Source organism: Pseudomonas sp. LFM046 (genome assembly GCF_000949385.2).
Lineage (GTDB): Bacteria > Pseudomonadota > Gammaproteobacteria > Pseudomonadales > Pseudomonadaceae > Metapseudomonas.
The window spans coordinates 5664590-5683943 of sequence record NZ_JYKO02000001.1 but is presented as its reverse complement, the minus strand read 5'-3'; the positions used below and the strand labels follow the sequence as shown (position 1 = coordinate 5683943).

Sequence of the window (19354 nt, the reverse complement as noted above, 5' to 3'; positions counted from 1 at the left end):
GCAAGCATAGCGGCTGGAATCAATGGAACCAAGCGCCTGCGCCGGGGCGGTGCAGGCGCTTGGGAGGTCAGCGGCGGTCCAGGGAGTAGACGAACGGTGCGACCACTTCCAGGGAGCCGTTGTTCAGCAGTTCCGGCGGGGGCGGCGGCAGCGGCTGGGCGCGGCGGATCATTTCCAGGGTGGCGCGGTCCAGCGAAGCGCTGCCGGATTTGCCCACCAGGGAATAGGAGATCACCTTGCCTTCGCCATCGACCACGAAGCGCAGCCGATTGACCCCTTCGAAGCCACGGCGGCGAGCATCTTCCGGGTAACGCTTGTAGCGCGCCAGGTGGCTGAGCAGCTTGCTCTGCCAGGTGGGTTTGGCGTCCGACGGAGCGCTGGAGGCGGCCTGCTGCTGGGCGGCGGGCTTGGCATCGCTGGGCGCCGGTGTGGTCGGCGCGGCAACGCTTTCCTTCACGCTCTCGGTTTCCGTCGGCTTTTCAGGCTTTGGCTCGGGCGGCTTGGGTTTCGGCGGCTTGGGCTTGGGTTTCGGCTTGGGCGCGATGGCGATCTTCGGCTTGGGTGCTTCCACCAGCTTGGGCAGCGGCTCGGGCTCCGGCTCCACCTGGGGCGGCGGTGGCGGCGCCGGTTTGGGGGCGGGAGCCGGCAGTGGCTCCAGCTCCACCACCATGGCGGCTGGCGGCAACTCAATGGGCTCGGCGTGGGGGCGCCAGTAGAGCGCCCAGAGGCCGAGGCCGACGTGCAGGCCGAGCACCACGACCAGGCTGACGCCCCAATGCGACAGCTTGCGTTTGCCTTGACTCATTTAGTGCCGACCGTCTCGAGTCCGACCAGGCCAATCTTCAGGTAGCCGGCGCCGCGCAGGGCATCCATCACTTCCATCAGGCGGCCGTACTCCACCACCTTGTCGCCACGGACGAAGATGGTCTTCTCCTTGTCGGAGTTGGTCAGCTTGTCGAGCACGCTGGCCAACTGCTCCTCGGTGACCTGCTCGTTGTCCAGGTACAAGCTCTTGTCTTCCTTGATGCTCAGGTAGATCGGCTTGTCCGGCCTGGGAGCGGGCTTGGCGGTGGAAGCGGGCAGGTCGACCTTGATGTCGACCGTGGCCAGGGGCGCCGCGACCATGAAGATGATCAGCAGCACCAGCATCACGTCGATGAAGGGGGTGACGTTGATCTCGTGGGTTTCCTGGAGATCATCGCCACCGTCGTTCAGATGGATTCCCATGGATCAGCCCACTTTCGCCATGTGCGTAGACTGGCCGCGCTCGGCCGGCAGGTGGTCCAGGTCGCGGCTGACCAGCAGCAGCACCTGGGCGGAGGCGTCGGCCACCTGGGCCTTGTAGCCGGCGATGGAACGGGCGAAGACGTTGTAGATGACCACGGCCGGAATCGCCGCCACCAGGCCCAGGGCGGTGGCCAGCAGGGCTTCCGCGATGCCGGGGGCGACCACGGCGAGGTTGGTGGTCTGGGATTTGGCGATGCCGATGAAGCTGTTCATGATGCCCCAGACGGTACCGAACAGGCCTACGAAGGGCGCGGTGGAGCCGATGGTGGCGAGCACGCCGGTGCCCTGGCTCATCTGCCGGCCGCTGGCGGCTACCAGGCGCTCCAGGCGGAAGCTGACGCGCTCCTTGATGCCGTCCTTTTCCCGCAGGTTGGTGGAGAGCTTCAGCTCTTCCTGGGCGTCCTGCACCAGCAGGTGGGAGACGCAGTTGCCGCCGCTGACCTTCTCGCCGGCCTCGTTCAGGCTGCGGGCGCCCTTCAGGGTCGCCAGTTCACGGCGCAGGCGGCGCTTGGCGGCCATCAGCTCGAAGCCCTTGGCGATCCAGACCGTCCAGGTCAGGACCGACGCCAGGGCCAGGCCGATCATCACGCCCTTCACCACGATGTCGGCGTTCTGGTACATGCCCCAGGGCGACAGGTCGTGGGCCAGCAGCTGCTCGCCTTCGGCCTCGGCGGCCAGCGGGTCGGCGGGCAGGGCGTTCGGGTCCTGGGAGGCGACCGGAGTGGCAGCCCCTTCGGCGGCATCACCGGTTGCAGCGGCCTGGGTGGCGGCTGCCGGAACGGCCTGGGCAGTCGGCTCTTCGGCGAAGGAGGCGTTGGGCACCAACATCATGCTGATCAGCAGGGCTGCCAGCAGGCGTGGCGGGCGGGCGGTGATTGGCTGGGTGTTGCGGGCGTTGGAATTCATGCTGGCCGGACCTCAAGGCAAGGAAGCGGTTTCGTCCATTGGGGCTGGACCGAAGGCAAAGCATTATTGCAAGTAATTCTTGTTTGTAAAAGTGACTATTTTACGATAGCGCCCTAGCCCGACGACTCGCCCTCGTCTCAGGATGATTTGGCGATAGTCGGCGGTGCCCCTATCCTGTGGCTTTTCCCGGAGCTCCCCCGATGTCCGATACCGCTTCCCTCCTGATCGCCGGCTGTGGTGATGTCGGCAGCCGTCTGGCGCAGCGAATGCTGTCGGCCGGCTGGACCGTGCACGGTCTGCGGCGACAGGTCGCAGCGCTGCCCAGCGGCGTCCTGCCGGTGGCGGGTGATCTGGAGCAGCCCGCCTGCCCGGCCGCCTGGCCGAGCGGCCCGCTGGATTACCTGGTCTACAGCGCCGCGGCCAGCCGGTCCGACGAGGCCGGTTACCGCGCGGCCTATGTCGAGGGATTGCGCCATGTGCTGGCCTGGTTGGCGCAGCACGGGCAGACGCCGCGTCGCCTGCTGTTCGTCTCCAGCAGTGGCGTTTATGGCCAGCGTGACGGCGAATGGATTGACGAGACCTCTCCCAGCGAAGCCGAGGGCTTCTCCGGGCAGGTGATGCTGGAAGCCGAGCGCCTGGCCCTGGCCAGCGGCATCCCGGCTACCCGGGTCCGCCTGACCGGCATCTACGGGCCGGGCCGTGAATGGCTGCTGAAACAGGTGCGCATGGGCTACCGGGTGGTCAGCGAACCACCGCTGTATGCCAACCGCATCCATGTCGATGACTGCGCCGGACTGCTGGCCCATCTGCTGCAGGCCGATGCCGCCGGTGCGGCACTGGACGATTGCTATATCGGCGTCGACGACGCGCCGGCGCCGCTGCATGAGGTGGTGGGCTGGCTGCGTGAGCGCATGGGCGTGACCGAGTGGGCCGAGGAGTCCACCGTGCGCCGCTCCGGCAGCAAGCGTTGCAGCAATGCCCGCGCCCGCGCCCTGGGCTGGGCGCCGCGCTACCCCAGCTACCGCGAAGGCTACGCGGCGATCCTGGACGAGTCCTGAGCATGGATGCCAACCGCATGCTGGCGCGCCCCTGGCTGCCGGGGGTGGAGCTGTTTCATGCGGACTTCTCCGGGCAGCCCTTCGGCCGTCACAGCCACGACGCCTTCGCCATCGGCGCCATCCTCCAGGGTGTGGGCGGTTACCAGTGCCGGGGCGCGCGCCATGCGTTGCCGGCTGGCACCCTGTCGCTGATGAACCCGGAAGAGCCTCACACCGGCCACGCCGAATCGGACCGGTTGGTCTATCGGATGCTCTATGTCGAGGAGTCGCGCTTGCCCGCACTGCTAGGGCGCAAGCGCCTGCCCAGTGGATTCCGCGAGTTGAATCCAGCCGACGACGGTCGCGTGGCGGCGGGCCTGGCGCGGCTCGCGGTGGAATTCGAGCGGGGCGATGCGCTGGCCCTGGAAAGCGAGCTGCTGGATGTACTGGAGCGGGTCTTCGTCCGCCATGGCGGTTTGCGCGCGGCGGCCCCTGCTGCACGGGATGGCGGGGTGACCGCCTTCCTCCGTGACTACCTGGAGTCCCACTACGCCGAGGCGGTCAGCCTGGAGCAGCTGGCGGCCCTGGTGCAGCGCCATCCGCGCCACTTGATCGAGGCCTTCCGCCGTGCCTACGGCGTGCCGCCCCACACCTATCTGCTGCAGCGCAGGGTGCGCGAGGCCAAGCGTCTGCTCTTGGGCGGCCAGCCGCCGCTGGAGGTTGCCCTGAACCTTGGCTTCTACGACCAGGCGCATTTCTCCGGCACCTTCAAGCGCTTTACCGGCGTGACGCCGGGGCAGTTCCGCCGCGCCGCGCAGGCCTGAGTTTTTTCCAAGACCGCCAAGCCGCCACGCTTCGACACTGGCCGCCGTGTTTCCCGGAGGCTAGATGCCATGCTTGCGCTGTTCCTGCTGGTCGCCAGCACCCACTTTGCCGCCCTGCTGTCGCCGGGGCCGGATTTCTTCCTCCTGTTGCGCGCCGGCCTGGTGAAGGGCCTGCGCCATGCCAATGGCTGCGCCGCCGGAATCGCCCTGGCCAACCTGCTGTCGATGCTGGTGGTACTGCTGGCGCTGAGCCTGTTGCCCGAATCGGGTGGGCCGGTATGGCAGTTGCTGCAGTTGGCGGGAGGCGGCTATTTCGTCTGGATCGGTGGCCAGGCACTGCTGGCCCGGCGAGAGCTGGTGCTGCCGGAAGCCGCGACCGGCCAGCGCGGCTCATGGCGCCATGGATTCACTGAGGGTTTGCTGGCCAGCAGCCTGAACCCAAAGCTGCCGATTTTCTACGCGGGCCTGTTTGGTGTGTTGCGCAATGCGGCGATGCCGGGTTGGGGGCTGGCCATGAGCATGACCTGGATGACAGCGGTAGTGCTGTTCTGGGATATGGCGCTGGTGAGGTTGCTGGGCCACCCGCGCTGGCGCGCTTGGTTGAAGTTGCGGGTCAGGGCGCTGGATAGGCTTTGTGGCGCGCTGTTGTTGGCATTGGGGGGATGGCTGGTGCTTGGGGAATTGGCCTGTGTGTAGGAGCGAGCTCTGCTCGCGATCGACACGGCACGGAGCTTCGCGAGCAGAGCTCGCTCCTACGTCCGTGCGTGCGGGAGAAACTTAGTCGCGCTCGAGCAACCAGGCGCGCTTGCCGGGGAAGTATTCCGGCATCTCGTCGATCTGTGCGCGGTTCTTGGCTTCGAGGATTTCCAACTCATCGCCATCGTGGACGAAGATCCAGGCGGCGCCCTGATTACCCTGTTGCAGCCAGATGCTGTCGCTTTCGCCGCTCATCGCTGCGCAATCCCCTGCAAGACACAGGGCGTAGCGGTCGGCACCGGGCAGGCCTTCCAGGCTGCCATCGGGGTTGAACTTGACCACGCCACCCTGGCCCTGGCCTTCGACGATCGTCCATGTGCCGCCGAGGTAGGCGGAATAGAGTGCGTGCTCGAAGGCGCTGCCCGGTGGAGCGCCATCGGCGGGAGCCGTTTCCGGGTGGACGAATCGCTGTTCGGGAAGGTTTTCGCTGGCCTGCTGGACCAGTTCCTTGCCGTCGACTTCCAGCACTTCGTGGTAGTCGCCGTAGAAGTCCACGCGCCAGTTGCCGTCTTGCTGGGCTGCCAGTTTGCCTTCACCCAGCTCGAATCCGTTGCTGTAGTGGGCCTCGCCGGTCTTCTGGTCGATCTGCCACTCCAGGTTCGGACCATAGGCGAGCAGGGATTCGCGCAGCTTGCCCTCCTTCGCCGCAGCATTGATGGCCGCCTGGTTGATCCAGATGCCGCTGGGGTCCGAGGGTGCGCTGGAGCAGCCGCCGAGAATGGCCGCGGTGAGCAGCAGGGGGAGGGTGTGACGCATGGGGGCGATTCCTTCCGGAATGGTGCCACGGGCCGGACGGCCCGTAGCGGGGGACTGGCTTATTCGAGAACCAGGATGGCGTCCATTTCAACCTGGGAGCCGCGCGGCAGGGCAGCGACGCCGATGGCAGCACGGGCCGGGTAGGGCTGCTGGAAGTAGCGGCCCATGATCTCGTTGACCTTGGCGAAGTGGGACAGGTCGGTGAGGAAGATGTTCAGCTTGACGATGTCCTTGAAGGAGCCGCCGGCGGCTTCAGCCACGGCCTTCAGGTTCTCGAACACCTGCACGGTCTGGGCTTCGAAGCCTTCCACCAGTTCCATGGTCTTGGGGTCCAGCGGGATCTGGCCGGACATGTAGATGGTGTTGCCGGCCTTGATGGCCTGGGAGTAGGTGCCGATGGCGGCGGGGGCCTTGTCGCTGGTGATGACGGTCTTGGTCATGGGAACTCCTTGGTTTCCAGGGGTCGGCTACGCCCGCACGCGGGTGATGCGGATCACCCCCTTGAGCGCGCGCAGCTTCTTGATCACACGGGCCAGGTGCACGCGGTCATGCACGCTGACCACCAGCTGGACCACGCTGATGCGGCCATCGCGCTCGTCCATGCTGATTTTCTCGATATTGCCGTCGGCGGCGTTGACGCTGCTGGCCAGCAGGGCGATGAGGCCGCGCTGGTGTTCCAGTTCGACGCGCAGTTCGACGTTGAACTCGCCGGCGACATCCTTGGCCCAGGAGAGCTGGATGCATTTCTCCGGGTTGTGGCGGATTTCGCCGATGTTCTTGCAGCTTTCCAGGTGCACCACCATGCCCTTGCCGGCGGAGAGGTGGCCGACGATGGGGTCCCCCGGAATCGGGGTGCAGCACTTGGCGTAGCTCAGCACCAGACCTTCGGTACCGCGGATCGCCAGCGGGCCCTCGGGGCTGGGCAGCTGTTCGCCGTCGCTGGCCAGCAGGCGTCGCGCCACCACGTAGGCCATGCGGTTGCCGAGGCCAACGTCTTCCAGCAGGTCTTCGATCACGTCCAGGCGGTATTCGCCGAGGACGGCCTGGATGCGCTCGGGGCTGATCTTGTCCAGGTGGCTCTCGAAGCCGGCCAGGGCCTTGTTCAGCAGGCGCTCGCCGAGGCTGATGGATTCAGAACGGCGCTGCTGCTTGAGGGCATGGCGGATGTGGGTGCGGGCCTTGCCGGTGACCACGAAGTTGAGCCAGGCCGGATTCGGCCGGGCGCCCGGCGCGGTGACGATTTCCACGGTCTCGCCGCTTTGCAGCGGCTCGGACAGCGGCGCCAGGCGGCGGTTGATACGGCAGGCGATGCAGGTGTTGCCGACGTCGGTGTGCACGGCGTAGGCGAAGTCGACCGCGGTGGAGCCTTTCGGCAGCTCCATGATGCGGCCCTTGGGCGTGAACACGTAGACCTCGTCGGGGAAGAGGTCGATCTTCACGCTCTCGATGAATTCGAGGGAGTTGCCGGCACGCTGCTGCAGTTCCAAGATGCCCTTGACCCATTGGCGGGCGCGGGCGTGGGTGCCCTTGGGCTGATCGTCCTCGCTGGACTTGTACAGCCAGTGCGCGGCGATGCCGTTGTTGGCCATCTCTTCCATCTCACGGGTGCGGATCTGGATCTCGATGGGCACGCCGTGCATGCCGAACAGGGTGGTGTGCAGCGACTGGTAGCCGTTGGCCTTGGGAATCGCGATGTAGTCCTTGAAGCGGCCGGGCAGCGGCTTGTACAGGTTGTGCACGGCGCCGAGCACGCGGTAGCAGGTATCGACCTTGTCGACGATGATGCGGAATGCGTAGACGTCCATGATCTCGTTGAACGCCCGGCGCTTGCCACGCATCTTCTTGTAGATGCTGAAGAGGTGCTTCTCGCGGCCGATGACCTCGCCTTCCATGCCTTCGCGGCGCAGGCAGTTGGTCAGCGATTCCTCGATCTTGTTGACGATTTCCTTGCGGTTGCCCCGGGCGCGCCGGACTGCGGCACGGATGCGCTCGGAGCGCATCGGGTGCATGGCCTTGAAGCCCAGGTCCTCGAATTCCACGCGCATGCTGTGCATGCCCAGCCGGTTGGCGATGGGGGCGTAGATTTCCAGGGTTTCCTTGGCGATGCGGCGGCGTTTCTCGCCGGACAGGACTTCCAGGGTGCGCATGTTGTGCAGGCGGTCGGCCAGCTTGACCAGGATCACGCGGATGTCGCGCGCCATGGCCATGGCCATCTTCTGGAAGTTTTCCGCCTGGGCCTCGGCCTTGGACTCGAAGTTCATCTGGGTCAGCTTGCTGACCCCGTCCACCAACTCGGCGACGGTTTCACCGAATTGGGCGCTGAGGGCTTCCTTGGCGATGCCCGTGTCCTCGATCACGTCATGCAGCATCGCGGCCATCAGGCTCTGATGGTCCATGTGCATGTCGGCGAGGATGCAGGCTACGGCGAGCGGGTGGGTGACGTAGGCTTCACCACTGCGGCGGCGCTGGCCGTCATGGGCCTGCTCGGCATAGAAGTAGGCTCGGCGCACCAGGTTGACCTGGTCTGCGCCGAGGTAGGTCGAAAGTCGTTCGGCAAGGACGTCTATGCTCGGCAAGATTTCACTCCTTGCCGACCTTCATGACCCTGTGCCGTGCGACGTCGACCAGGCATGGATTCAGAGGGCCTCGTTGGCCTCGTCCTCGAATGCGGCGAACAGCGGCTCTTCTTCAACGATGTCTTCCTGGGCGACGACTTCGTGGTCGACCAGGCCGGCAGCGATTTCGCGCAGGGCGACTACGGTCGGCTTGTCGTTTTCCCAGGCTACCTTCGGCTCCTTGCCGCCGGTGGCCAGCTGACGGGAACGCTTGGTGGCGAGCATGACCAGCTCGAAGCGGTTATCGACGTTGTCCAGGCAGTCTTCAACGGTAACGCGGGCCATGGTGTTCCTCGTAGCACGAAATGTTATGGCGGATGCTGAGCCCGGATGGGCGAGCGGACTGAATAGTCTAAAAAATCGCCACCAATTAGGGAAGCGCCGATTTTTGGCGCTTTCCTGCCTGGAGTCTGGGGCATGGCTGGCCCGAAGGCCAGCTATCGGGGCGATAGGAACTGCCGTGATCAGGCGAGCAGGCGGGCCAGCAGGGCACCGTGGCGGACCTGCTGGGCACCCTGGCGCAGCTGGTTGGCGCGGAAAATGGCCTTGAGGTCGTCCAGGGCGGTGGCGAAGTCGTCGTTGATCACCAGGTAGTCGTACTCGACGTAGTGGCTCATCTCGCTGACGGCTTCCTGCATGCGGCGCTCGATGATTTCTTCGCTGTCCTGGCCACGGTTGTCGAGGCGCTGGCGCAGGGCTTCCTGGCTCGGCGGCAGGATGAAGATGGATTTGGCCTGGGGCATCAGGTGCCGCACCTGCTGGGCGCCCTGCCAGTCGATCTCGAGGATCAGGTCATGGCCTTCGGCCAGGGTCTGCTGCACCCAGCGCTGGGAGGTGCCGTAGAGGTTGCCGAAGACTTCGGCGTGTTCGAGGAAGTCGCCGTGCTCGAGCATCTGCACGAACTGTTCGCGGGTCACGAAGTTGTAGTTGACGCCGTCCATCTCGCCCGGGCGCATGCCGCGGGTGGTGTGGGACACGGAGACGCGAATGTTGGGTTCGGCGTCGATCAGCGCCTTGACCAGGCTGGTCTTGCCGGCGCCGGAAGGGGCGGAAACGATGTACAGGGTGCCGGGAGTGGCGGTCATGGGGGCGATCTCTTACTCGATGTTCTGGACTTGTTCGCGCATCTGCTCGATCAGGACCTTGAGGTTGACGGCGGCCTGAGTGCTGCGCGGGTCGAAGGCCTTGGAGCCCAGGGTGTTGGCCTCGCGGTTGAGCTCCTGCATCAGGAAGTCCAGGCGGCGACCGGCGGCACCGCCGGCCTTGAGCACCCGGCGGACTTCACCGATGTGGGTGCCGAGGCGGTCCAGTTCCTCGGCCACGTCGCTCTTCTGCGCCAGCAGGACCATCTCCTGCTCCAGGCGCTGGGGGTCCAGCTCAGCCTTCAGCTCGTTGAAGCGGTCGAGGATCTTCTGCCGCTGGGCGGCGAGCATCTGTGGTACCAGGGCGCGCAGGGCGGTGACTTCTTCCTGCATGCCGTCCAGGCGCTCATTGAGCAGGCGGGCCAGTTCGGCGCCTTCCCGGGCGCGGCCTTTCTTCAGCTCGTCCAGGGCCTGGGCGAAGGCTTCCAGGGCGGCGGCGTTGAGGGCTTGCGGATCGGCGGCATCGGCGACCAGCACGCCGGGCCAGGCGAGGACTTCAAGGGGGTTCAGCGGTGCCGGTTGCTTGATTAGTGCGGCGACACTCTCAGCGGCCTGGATCAGCTGCGCGGCGCGCTCGCGGTCCACCTGCAGCGGCTTGCCGGCGGTTTCTTCGGCCAGGCGCAGGGTGATTTCCACCTTGCCACGGGAGAGGCCCTGGCGCAGGGCGTCACGCACCGGGCCTTCGAGGTCGCGGAAGGACTCCGGGAGACGCAGGTGGGGCTCCAGGTAACGGTGGTTGACCGAGCGCAGTTCCCAGCTCAGGGTGCCATAGGGGCCGGCCCGTTCCACGCGGGCGAAGGCGGTCATGCTGTGCACCATGGGGATTCCTCTCGGTTTCGACGATCAAAGGTGGGGATTGTAGCCCAGGCGGCCTGTGCCTCCCAACGCGGCGATGTCCCCCTTGGCGTCGGCCCTCTATAATGGCGGGCAGATTTCTCCCGAACAGGTAAGCCCCGATGAAACGTCCCAGTGGCCGCGCGGCCGATCAGCTGCGCCCGATCCGCATCACCCGCAACTACACCAAGCACGCCGAAGGCTCGGTGCTGGTGGAGTTCGGGGATACCAAAGTGATCTGCACGGCCAGCGTCGAAGCCGGCGTTCCGCGCTTCCTCAAGGGGCAGGGCCAGGGTTGGCTGACTGCCGAATACGGCATGCTGCCCCGCGCCACCGGCGAGCGTAACCAGCGTGAAGCCAGCCGCGGCAAGCAGGGTGGTCGTACCCTGGAGATCCAGCGCTTGATCGGCCGCTCCCTGCGCGCCGCGCTGGACATGACCAAGCTGGGCGAGAACACCATCTACCTGGACTGCGATGTGATCCAGGCCGACGGTGGCACCCGCACCGCGTCCATCACTGGCGCCATGGTGGCCCTGGTGGATGCACTCAAGGTGCTGAAGAAGCGTGGCGCGCTGAAGGGCGAGCCGCTGAAGCAGATGGTGGCCGCCGTTTCCGTGGGCATCTACCAGGGCGAGCCAGTGCTGGATCTGGACTACCTGGAAGACGCCGCCGCCGAGACCGACCTGAACGTGGTCATGACCGATGCCGGCGGCTTCATCGAGGTCCAGGGCACCGCTGAGGGCGTGCCCTTCCAGCCGGAAGAGCTGACTGCCATGCTGGACCTGGCGCGCAAGGGCCTGAACGAACTGTTCGAACTGCAGCGGGCCGCCCTGGCGGACTGACACGCATACCAATCGAGGAGGTGGGAATGGACGAACCTACTGAGTATCAGGAGCCGAGCCGGGAAGTACGGCAATGGGCGATGTTCTGCCACTTTTCCGCTTTCCTCGGATTGGTGTTCCCCTTCGGCAACCTGCTGGGCCCGTTGATTGTCTGGCAGATCAAGAAGGACATGGACCCCTTCGTCGACGCCCAAGGCAAGGAAGCGCTGAACTTCCAGATCACCGTCGCGATGGCGGTGGTGCTGTGCTTCCTGCTGATGCTGGTGGTGATCGGTTTCCCGCTGCTGGGCCTGGTGAGCATCGGCGCGCTGGTGCTGACCATCATCGCCGGGATCAAGGCCAATGAAGGCCAGGCCTACCGCTACCCCTTCTGCTGGCGGCTGGTGAGATAGGCCGAATCGCGGACAAGAAAAAGCCGGCTCGCAAGCCGGCTTTTTTCTGCCCGGGTCACACGCTCAGCAGCCAGTCGTAGTCGACGATCAGCGGCGCATGCTGGGAGAAGCGCGGCTGACGCGGCAGACGGGCACTGCGCACGAAGCGACGCAGGCCGGGCGTGAGCACCTGGTAGTCGAAGCGCCAGCCGAGGTTGAGCATCTCGGCCTGCTCGCTGTCCGGCCACCAGCTGTACTGGTCGCCTTCGCGGCTGACTTCGCGCAGGGCATCCACATAGCCCATGTTGCCGAACACCTCGTCCATCCACGCGCGCTCGGGCGCGAGAAAGCCGGGGATTTGCTGGCAGTCGCGCCAGTTCTTCACGTCCAGCTTCTGGTGCGCGACGTAGAGCGAGCCGCAGTAGATGTACTCGCGGCGCTTGCGACGCTGCTTGTTCAGATAATGGGTGAGGTCGTCCATGAACTTGAACTTGTGGTTCAGGTTCTCGTCCCCGCCTTGCCCGGAGGGCAGCAGCAGGGTGGCGATGCTCACTTTGTCGAAATCTGCCTGCAGGTAGCGTCCGTACCGATCGCAGGACTCGAAGCCGAGTCCCCAGATCACCGCCTTGGGTTGCAACCGGGAATAGAGCGCCACACCACCTTGGGAGGGCACTTCGGCATCGCCGGCGTAGAGGAAATAACCATCCAGTTGGAAGGCAGGGTCGTCCAGGTCGAAGGCGGAGGCACGTGTGTCTTGCAGGCAGATCACGTCGGCATTCTGAGCCTGCAGCCAGCTGAGGAGACCCCGCTCGGCTGCCGCTTGAATACCATTCACGTTCACACTGATGATCCGCATAAATGGCCCCCAAAAACACGTGCGTGTATGATACCCGAGCTCTTTCTTTTTAGCTAAATCCGTGCCGTCCGAGGCTTTTCATGCAGGCGTACCAACGCGAATTCATTCGCTTTGCCATCGAGCGCGGAGTACTGCGCTTCGGTGAGTTCACTCTCAAGTCCGGGCGTACCAGCCCCTATTTCTTCAATGCCGGCCTGTTCAACAGTGGCTTGGCCCTCGCCCAGCTCGGCCGATTCTATGCGGCCGCCGTGGTGGACAGCGGCATTCCTTTCGATGTGCTGTTCGGCCCGGCCTACAAGGGCATTCCGCTGGCCGCCGCGACTGCCGTTGCGCTGGCCGAGCATCATCAGATCGACATCCCGTGGTGCTTCAATCGCAAGGAAGCCAAGGACCACGGCGAAGGCGGCACTCTGGTGGGCTCACCGCTCGAAGGCCGTGTGCTGATCATCGATGACGTGATCACCGCCGGCACCGCCATCCGCGAAGTGATGCAGATCATCCAGGCCCAGGGCGCCCAGGCCGCCGGCGTGCTCATCGCGCTGAACCGCCAGGAGCGTGGTCAGGGCGAGCTTTCGGCTATACAGGAAGTGGAGCGTGATTTCGGTATGCCGGTGGTGAGCATCGTGTCCCTGGAGCAGGTATTGGAGTATCTGGCCGGTGACGCTGAGCTGAAAAAGCACCTGCCCGCCGTGGAAACCTATCGCGCCAACTTCGGCATCTGACCGTTCGGGGTTGGGGAGTCCTCATGCTCAAGCCGCCTGCATTCCGCTACGGCCTGTTGTTGGGCCTGCTGCTACCCGCGCTGTCCGGGGCGACGGAACTGTATCGCTACGTCAATGACAAGGGCGTGACCGTGCTGGATCGCCAGGGCGTTCCGCCGGAGTACGTCGGCAAGGGCTACGAGGTGCTCAACGAGCATGGCCGCGTCGTGCGCAAAGTCCCGCCCGCACCCAGCCGCGAGGAGATGCAGCGCCAGTTGGACGAGAAGGCCCGCGCCAGTTCCGACGCCCAGTTGCTGCGGCTCTACACCAGCGTTGAGGATGTCGACCGCGCCCTGGAGCGCAAGCTGGCTGAGCTGGATAGCTTGATTGGCGTCGCTCGTGGCAACCAGCAGTCCCTGCATGCCCAACAGGCCAACCTGCAAAGCCAGGCGGCGGAAAGCGAGCGGGCCGGGCGTGAAGTCCCGGCTCCCCTGGTGACGCAGATCGACAGCCTGCGCGAGCAGCAGAAGCGCCTGGACCAGGATATCGCCCGCTACACCAAGGACCGCGATGCGGCCAAGGCCAGCTACGCCGCTGACCGCGCGCGGCTGGCCGAACTCCTGGCTCGCTAGCGTCAGTCAGCCGGGGCGACCCGCTCGAAGCACCGCACCCTGTCCCTCAGCCAATCCGGCAGCCGCAGACTCTTGCGGCTGGCGGGGTCGGCATGCACGTTGACCACTTCACCCGACGTCAGCTGCTCCTCACCACGCCAGATGCCCACTTCGAAGGCAATGCTCGCACCGCCGAGGCGGCTGACCCGCACGCCGATGTCCAGCAGGTCGTCGAAGCACGCCGGCGCCAGGTACTCCAACAGGGTCTTCACCGCGAAGAAGTCGCCGCCATCCTTCTGCAGGTCGGCCGGGTAGGCCACCTCGAGGGCGCGGAAATACTCGGTGATGGCGACGTCGGCGTAGGTCAGGTAATTGCCGTTGAAGACAATGCCTTGCGGGTCCACCTCGGCCCAGCGCACGCGCAGGGTGTGGAAGAAGCTGAAATCCTCTCGGGACAGTCTGGCCATTTCCGGCTCCTGAAAAAGAACAGGCCGGATCGCTCCGGCCTGTCTGGGTATCGCTCAGCTCACTGACGCTTGCGGTTGGTGATCAGCGTGCCGACGCCACTGTCGGTGAAGATCTCCAGCAGCACCGCGTGGGGTACGCGGCCGTCGATGATGTGCGCGGCATTGACGCCACCCTGCACCGCATCCAGGGCACAGCGGATCTTCGGCAGCATGCCGCCGTAGATGGTGCCGTCGGCGATCAGGTCATTCACCTGCTCGGTGGACAGGCCGGTCAGCACCTGGCCCTGCTTGTCCATCAGGCCGGCGATGTTGGTGAGCAGCATCAGCTTCTCGGCCTTCAGCGCCTCGGCCACCTTGCCGGCCACGAGGTCGGCGTTGATGTTGTAGGACTCGCCATTGGCACCCACACCGATGGGGGCGATCACCGGGATGAAGTCGCCCTTGACCAGCATGTTCAGCAGGTCGGTGTTGACGCTGGCAACCTCGCCCACGTGGCCGATGTCGATGATCTCCGGCTGGGTCATCTCCGGGGTCTGGCGGGTGACGGTGAGCTTCTTCGCGCGGATCAGCTCGGCGTCCTTGCCGGTCAGGCCGATGGCGCTGCCGCCGTGGCGGTTGATCAGGTTGACGATGTCCTTGTTCACCTGGCCGCCCAGGACCATCTCCACCACGTCCATGGTCTGCGCGTCGGTGACGCGCATGCCGTCGACGAAGTGGCTCTCGATGGACAGGCGCTTGAGCAGGTCGCCGATCTGCGGGCCGCCGCCGTGCACCACCACCGGATTGATGCCGACGGCCTTCATCAGCACCACGTCGCGGGCGAAGCTGGCCTTCAGCTCATCGCTTTCCATGGCGTTGCCGCCGTACTTGACCACCAGGGTCTTGCCGACGAAGCGGCGAATATAGGGCAGCGCTTCGGACAGGACCTGGGCGACTTGGGAAGCAGCGTCGAGGCTGAGGGTCATGCTGGGCTCCAGTGACACGGATCAGAACGGCAGTTTGAGTTCAGGGGCGATCAGGTTGAGCTGGCTGCGGAACACCTGCTTGATGCGCTCCAGCTCTTCCTCGGTGTCGGCCTCGAAGCGCAGCACCAGCACGGGAGTCGTGTTGGACGCGCGGACCAGGCCCCAGCCCTTCGGATAATCGACACGCACGCCATCGAGGGTGGTGAGGTTGGCTTCGCCCCAGCTGGCCTCGCGCTGCAGGCGCTCGATCAGGCGGAACTTGCTCTCGTCGGTGACGGTGATGTTGATCTCCGGAGTGGAGACGTCTTTCGGGAAGGCCGAGAACACAGTTTCAGCGTCGTTCTTTTCCTGGCTGAGGATTTCCAGCAGGCGGGCGGCGCTGTAGATGCCGTCGTCGAAGCCGTACCAGCGCTCCTTGAAGAAGATGTGGCCGCTCATTTCGCCGGCCAGCAGGGCGCCGGTTTCCTTCATCTTCTTCTTGATCAGGGAGTGGCCGGTCTTCCACATCACCGGGCGGCCACCGTAGCCGCTGATGAGGGAGGTCAGGCGGCGGGTGCACTTCACGTCGAAGATGATGTCGGCGCCCGGATTGCGGGAGACCACGTCCTTGGCGAAGAGCATCAGCAAGCGGTCGGGGTAGATGATGGTGCCTTTGTTGGTCACCACGCCGACGCGGTCGCCGTCGCCGTCGAAGGCCAGGCCCAGGTCGGCCTGCTCTTCCTTCACCTTGGCGATCAGGTCTTCCAGGTTCTCGGGCTTGCCCGGGTCCGGATGGTGGTTGGGGAAGGTGCCGTCGACGTCGCAGAACAGCGGAATCACGGTGCAGCCCAGGGCTTCGATCAGCTGCGGGGCGATCACGCCGGCCACGCCGTTGCCGCAATCCACCACCACTTTCATGCGCTTGGCCATGGCGATGTCGTTGCGGATTTCCTGGAAGTAGCGGTCCAGTACGTCCACCGCTTCAGCGCTGCCAACGCCGCTGGCCAGATCGTTGTTCTGAATGCGGGTGTGCAGGGCGGTGATCTGTTCGTTGGCCAGGGTCTCGCCGGCCACCATGATCTTGAAGCCGTTGTAGTCCGGCGGGTTGTGGCTGCCGGTGAGCATCACGCCGGATTTGCCGGCCAGCACGTTGGCGGCGTAGTAGAGCGCCGGGGTCGGCACCATGCCGACGTCGGTCACCTGGCAGCCGCAATCCATCAGGCCCTGGATCAGTGCCTGGACCAGCTCGGGGCCGGACAGGCGACCGTCGCGGCCGACGGATACGCAGGATTCGCCGCGAGCCAGGCTCTCCGAGCCAATGGCACGACCCACCCAGTAGGCGGTCTCGGCGGTGAGGGTATCGCCGACCACGCCGCGAATGTCATACGCGCGGAAAATGCTGGCGGGCAGGTTGGGGGCGATCTGTTCGATGCTGGTCATGGCGGGGGCTTGCTCCAATCCCAGGAGGTCCTGGTCTTCGTCGAGGATGTCGATATCGAGAATGTCGGTATCTTGGAAAAGTGGGTCAGCCGATTCGGCTGGCTGGGCGGGAGCCGGGGCAACCGGGTTGCTGGCAGCCGCTACGGCCTGGCCGCTATCCGGCACCGGCTCGGGTGTACGCCTGAGCTGGCGGGCAAGCGCCTGCGCCAGGCTGTCCAGCGCCGGCAGGCGCAGACTGAATCCTTTGACGCTCTTGCCGTTCGAGAGTTCTTGCAGCAGTTGATCGAGCTGCCGGACGTCGTCCCGCAGCTTGCGTTGCACGATGTTCAGGCTGAGCCTCAGGCCCAGGATCGAGCCGATCAGCGCGAGCAGGGCGGCCAAGACCAGCGGTAGCGGCGAGAAGGTCGGTTGGGTCAGGCCCGCGCCGGGGGTGAAGCTGAGCTTCCAGTTCGGATTGCCGCTTTCCAGGGCGATGGGCGCGGCGTCGGCGGCCTGTCCGCGCTGGGCCAGGACCTGGGCGGGGGCGTTCTTGAACTGCTGGATCAGCTGAAGCTGGCCAACCTCGGCCGGCAACGGCGGCAGGCTGCGCAGCAGGCGCTCCAGATCGAACACCATCAGCAGCGTACCCTGGGGTGCACTCTGGTCGTTCAGGCGCAGCGGCGCGGCGCTGTACACCAGCCAGCGCTGACCGACCTTGTAGGCCTCCGGGCTGCGCTGCTGGCCGATTTCCAGGCGACGCAACATGTCCAGCGCGGCGAAATTCATCGGCGCTGCGCGCTGGGAGTTCTGCTGGGCCTGGCCGGGCAGGTTGAGGTGCGCGTCGACCACGCCATCGCGATAGCCCAGGCCGCGTTCGGCAGCTTGCAGCGTGCTGGCATCGCCGCTGTTCACGGCGTCGATCAGGCTGGGGTCGTGGGAGGCGGCGACGGTTTCGGCCTTCACCTGGGCGATGGCCTGGCGCAGGGTGGCGGCCTGGCTGTCACCCCAGGCCTGGCTGAGCTGGTTGATCCGGCTCTGCTCAGCCGGCTGGATCAGGCCGAACCAGACCAGGGCGCCGGCGGCGGCGATGCCGGCCAGGGCGGCCAGTGTTCCGGGAGCCAGGTCGCTGGAAGCCTTGCGGCGCGGCTGGCCATTACCCGGCCGGCTGCCCGAACCGTTGGTGGCGGCTTCCTTGCTGCTGCGCTTGAAGAGTTTCACTGAACGTCTCCTGGGCGGGTCGTCCTGATACTAGGCGGTCAGTGGCTGCCAGTGTGTCCGAAACCACCGGCACCGCGCTGGCTTTCGTGGAATTCGTCGACCAGTTCGAAATGTGCCTGGACGACGGGCACCAGCACCAGCTGGGCGATGCGCTCGCCGATGGCGATGCGGAAGGCGGTCTGGCCACGGTTCCAGCAGGAGACCATCAGCTCGCCCTGGTAGTCGGAGTCGATCAGGCCCACCAGGTTCCCCAGCACCACGCCGTGCTTATGGCCGAGGCCCGAGCGCGGCAGGATCAGGGCCGCCAGACCCGGATCGGCGATGTGGATCGACAGGCCGGTGGGGATAAGGAGGGTCTGGCCCGGCTCGAGGACGACTTCTTCCTTGAGCATGGCGCGCAGGTCGAGGCCTGCGGAACCCGGGGTGGCGTATTGCGGCAGCGGGAATTCGCTGCCGATGCGGGAGTCGAGGATCTTGGCTTGCAGTGAGTGCATGAAATCTCAGGCCTGGTTGAGGCGGTCGGCGATGAAGGCAACCAGCTGGCGGGCGATCTTGCCCTTGCTGGTCTGGGCGAAGCTGGTCTGGGCCAGGTCACGGTCAATGACGGTGATGGCGTTTTCCTCGCTGTTGAAGCCGATGGTGGGGTTGGCCACGTCATTGGCGACGATCAGGTCGAGGTTCTTGTCCTTGAGCTTGCGCGAGGCGTACTCGAGCAGGTTCTCGGTTTCGGCGGCGAAGCCCACGCTGAAGGGGCGATCGGGCCGGCCGGCGAGGGTCGCGAGAATATCGGGGTTGCGTACCAGCTGCAGCAGCAGGCCTTCGCCGCTGGTCGGGTCTTTCTTCATTTTGTGCTGTGCAACCACTTCCGGACGGTAGTCGGCCACGGCAGCGGCGGCGATCAGCAGGTCGCAAGGCATGGCCGCTTCGCAGGCCGCCAACATGTCGCGGGCGCTGACTACGTCGATGCGGTTGACCCGGTCCGGGGTCGGCAGGTGTACCGGGCCGGTGATCAGGGTCACCTTGGCGCCCGCTTCCACCGCAGCTTCGGCCAGGGCGAAGCCCATCTTCCCGGAGCTGTGGTTGGTGATGTAGCGCACCGGGTCGATGTTTTCCTGGGTCGGGCCGGCGGTGATCAGGACATGGCGGCCGGTGAGGGCGCGGTGCTCGAAGCAGTCGGCGGCGAGCTGGGCCAGTTCTTCGGCTTCCAGCATGCGGCCGAGACCGACGTCGCCACAGGCCTGGCTGCCGGCGGCGGGGCCGAACAGGCGCAGGCCGCGCTTGGCGAGCAGTTCGAGGTTGGCTTGGGTGGCCGGGTCGCGCCACATGGCCTGGTTCATGGCCGGGGCCAGGGCCACGGGGGCATCGGTGGCCAGCACCAGGGTGGTCAGCAGGTCGTCCGCAACACCCTGGGCCAGACGCGCCATCAGGTCGGCAGTGGCCGGCGCAATCAGCACCAGGTCGGCCCAGCGGGCCAGTTCGATATGCCCCATGGCCGCTTCGGCGGCGGGGTCCAGCAGGTCGAGGTGGACGGGGTGCCCGGAGAGGGCCTGGAGGGTCAGCGGGGTGATGAACTCGCGGCCGCCCTGGGTCATCACTACGCGGACCTCGGCGCCCTGGTCGCGCAGGCGGCGAACCAGCTCAGCGCTCTTGTAGGCGGCAATACCGCCGCCCACGCCCAAGAGGATGCGTTTCCGATAGAGCCGCTGCATAGGCCTGCCTTTTATGGAGGTTGACGATGCGCTGCGGCGAAGGCGCCTCCCCAGGCCGA

Annotated in this window: 22 protein-coding genes; 7 read left to right on the top strand and 15 right to left on the bottom strand. The window is 65.7% G+C overall.

Annotated elements, in window-relative coordinates:
- Positions 1–67 precede the first annotated feature (67 nt).
- The 3 genes from TQ98_RS26145 to exbB are packed head-to-tail and all read right to left on the bottom strand — an operon-like array spanning position 68 to position 2193.
- Positions 68–805 (bottom strand): energy transducer TonB, encoded by a 738-nt coding sequence (locus TQ98_RS26145; protein WP_044873243.1) that lies wholly within the window; start codon positions 803–805, stop codon positions 68–70.
- Positions 802–1227: a TonB system transport protein ExbD gene (exbD, locus tag TQ98_RS26140; RefSeq protein ID WP_044873242.1), complete on the bottom strand. Its 426-nt coding sequence runs from the start codon at positions 1225–1227 to the stop codon at positions 802–804. The genes TQ98_RS26145 and exbD overlap by 4 nt, the downstream gene beginning before the upstream one ends.
- 3 nt (positions 1228–1230) lie before the next feature.
- Positions 1231–2193 carry a tonB-system energizer ExbB gene (exbB, locus tag TQ98_RS26135; protein WP_044873241.1) on the bottom strand — a complete coding sequence of 321 codons (963 nt, stop codon included), beginning with the start codon at positions 2191–2193 and terminating at the stop codon, positions 1231–1233.
- Between the two features lie 200 nt (positions 2194–2393).
- Here exbB and TQ98_RS26130 point away from each other — a divergent pair, with 200 nt between their 5' ends.
- The 3 genes from TQ98_RS26130 to TQ98_RS26120 all read left to right on the top strand — a co-directional run bounded on the left by TQ98_RS26130 (position 2394) and on the right by TQ98_RS26120 (position 4750).
- A complete protein-coding gene (locus TQ98_RS26130; RefSeq protein WP_044873240.1) occupies positions 2394–3251 on the top strand; it encodes an NAD-dependent epimerase/dehydratase family protein in 858 nt (285 codons plus the stop codon).
- Positions 3252–3253: 2 nt separating this feature from the next.
- Entirely contained in the window at positions 3254–4054 is an 801-nt protein-coding gene (locus TQ98_RS26125; RefSeq protein ID WP_044873239.1) for an AraC family transcriptional regulator, read from the top strand.
- Positions 4055–4123: 69 nt separating this feature from the next.
- Positions 4124–4750, top strand: coding sequence for a LysE family translocator (locus TQ98_RS26120; RefSeq protein WP_044873238.1), 627 nt, complete (start codon positions 4124–4126; stop codon positions 4748–4750).
- A gap of 81 nt (positions 4751–4831) precedes the next feature.
- Here TQ98_RS26120 and TQ98_RS26115 read toward each other — a convergent pair whose 3' ends face one another.
- The 6 genes from TQ98_RS26115 to TQ98_RS26090 all read right to left on the bottom strand — a co-directional run bounded on the left by TQ98_RS26115 (position 4832) and on the right by TQ98_RS26090 (position 10142).
- Positions 4832–5566 carry a hypothetical protein gene (locus TQ98_RS26115; RefSeq protein WP_044873237.1) on the bottom strand — a complete coding sequence of 245 codons (735 nt, stop codon included), beginning with the start codon at positions 5564–5566 and terminating at the stop codon, positions 4832–4834.
- A gap of 59 nt (positions 5567–5625) precedes the next feature.
- The gene (locus tag TQ98_RS26110) at positions 5626–6006 is read right to left on the bottom strand and encodes a RidA family protein (protein WP_044873236.1); all 381 of its coding nucleotides are present in this window, start codon (positions 6004–6006) and stop codon (positions 5626–5628) included.
- 27 nt (positions 6007–6033) lie between these two features.
- On the bottom strand, positions 6034–8142 hold the full coding sequence (gene spoT, locus TQ98_RS26105; RefSeq protein ID WP_044873235.1) for a bifunctional GTP diphosphokinase/guanosine-3',5'-bis pyrophosphate 3'-pyrophosphohydrolase: 2109 nt from the start codon (positions 8140–8142) through the stop codon (positions 6034–6036).
- Between the two features lie 60 nt (positions 8143–8202).
- A complete protein-coding gene (rpoZ, locus tag TQ98_RS26100; protein WP_044873234.1) occupies positions 8203–8466 on the bottom strand; it encodes a DNA-directed RNA polymerase subunit omega in 264 nt (87 codons plus the stop codon).
- Between the two features lie 179 nt (positions 8467–8645).
- Positions 8646–9266, bottom strand: coding sequence for a guanylate kinase (gene gmk / locus TQ98_RS26095; RefSeq protein WP_044873233.1), 621 nt, complete (start codon positions 9264–9266; stop codon positions 8646–8648).
- A 12-nt stretch (positions 9267–9278) separates the two neighbouring features.
- A complete protein-coding gene (locus TQ98_RS26090) occupies positions 9279–10142 on the bottom strand; it encodes a YicC/YloC family endoribonuclease (protein ID WP_044873232.1) in 864 nt (287 codons plus the stop codon).
- 137 nt (positions 10143–10279) lie between these two features.
- On the opposite strand from TQ98_RS26090, the gene rph reads away from it, so the two are divergent.
- Both rph and TQ98_RS26080 read left to right on the top strand, forming a co-directional pair.
- Positions 10280–10999 carry a ribonuclease PH gene (gene rph, locus TQ98_RS26085; protein WP_044873231.1) on the top strand — a complete coding sequence of 240 codons (720 nt, stop codon included), beginning with the start codon at positions 10280–10282 and terminating at the stop codon, positions 10997–10999.
- Positions 11000–11025: 26 nt separating this feature from the next.
- Positions 11026–11391, top strand: coding sequence for a DUF4870 domain-containing protein (locus TQ98_RS26080; RefSeq protein WP_044873230.1), 366 nt, complete (start codon positions 11026–11028; stop codon positions 11389–11391).
- 55 nt (positions 11392–11446) lie between these two features.
- Here the strand turns inward: TQ98_RS26080 and TQ98_RS26075 are convergent, their stop codons facing one another.
- The gene (locus TQ98_RS26075) at positions 11447–12226 is read right to left on the bottom strand and encodes an exodeoxyribonuclease III (RefSeq protein WP_044873229.1); all 780 of its coding nucleotides are present in this window, start codon (positions 12224–12226) and stop codon (positions 11447–11449) included.
- Between the two features lie 80 nt (positions 12227–12306).
- Here TQ98_RS26075 and pyrE point away from each other — a divergent pair, with 80 nt between their 5' ends.
- Both pyrE and TQ98_RS26065 read left to right on the top strand, forming a co-directional pair.
- Positions 12307–12948 (top strand): orotate phosphoribosyltransferase, encoded by a 642-nt coding sequence (gene pyrE, locus TQ98_RS26070; protein ID WP_044873228.1) that lies wholly within the window; start codon positions 12307–12309, stop codon positions 12946–12948.
- 23 nt (positions 12949–12971) lie between these two features.
- The gene (locus TQ98_RS26065) at positions 12972–13559 is read left to right on the top strand and encodes a DUF4124 domain-containing protein (protein ID WP_044873227.1); all 588 of its coding nucleotides are present in this window, start codon (positions 12972–12974) and stop codon (positions 13557–13559) included.
- Between the two features lie 2 nt (positions 13560–13561).
- Here the strand turns inward: TQ98_RS26065 and TQ98_RS26060 are convergent, their stop codons facing one another.
- The 5 genes from TQ98_RS26060 to coaBC all read right to left on the bottom strand — a co-directional run bounded on the left by TQ98_RS26060 (position 13562) and on the right by coaBC (position 19295).
- Positions 13562–14005 carry a thioesterase family protein gene (locus tag TQ98_RS26060; protein ID WP_044873226.1) on the bottom strand — a complete coding sequence of 148 codons (444 nt, stop codon included), beginning with the start codon at positions 14003–14005 and terminating at the stop codon, positions 13562–13564.
- A gap of 59 nt (positions 14006–14064) precedes the next feature.
- Positions 14065–14970: an acetylglutamate kinase gene (argB, locus tag TQ98_RS26055; protein ID WP_044873225.1), complete on the bottom strand. Its 906-nt coding sequence runs from the start codon at positions 14968–14970 to the stop codon at positions 14065–14067.
- 21 nt (positions 14971–14991) lie between these two features.
- Positions 14992–16389: a phosphomannomutase/phosphoglucomutase gene (gene algC / locus TQ98_RS27995; RefSeq protein WP_197708621.1), complete on the bottom strand. Its 1398-nt coding sequence runs from the start codon at positions 16387–16389 to the stop codon at positions 14992–14994.
- 1235 nt (positions 16390–17624) lie between these two features.
- Positions 17625–18080, bottom strand: coding sequence for a dUTP diphosphatase (gene dut, locus TQ98_RS26045; protein WP_044873223.1), 456 nt, complete (start codon positions 18078–18080; stop codon positions 17625–17627).
- A 6-nt stretch (positions 18081–18086) separates the two neighbouring features.
- Complete coding sequence (coaBC, locus tag TQ98_RS26040; protein WP_044873222.1) at positions 18087–19295, bottom strand: bifunctional phosphopantothenoylcysteine decarboxylase/phosphopantothenate--cysteine ligase CoaBC; 1209 nt, start codon at positions 19293–19295, stop codon at positions 18087–18089.
- Between the last annotated feature and the right edge of the window lie 59 nt (positions 19296–19354).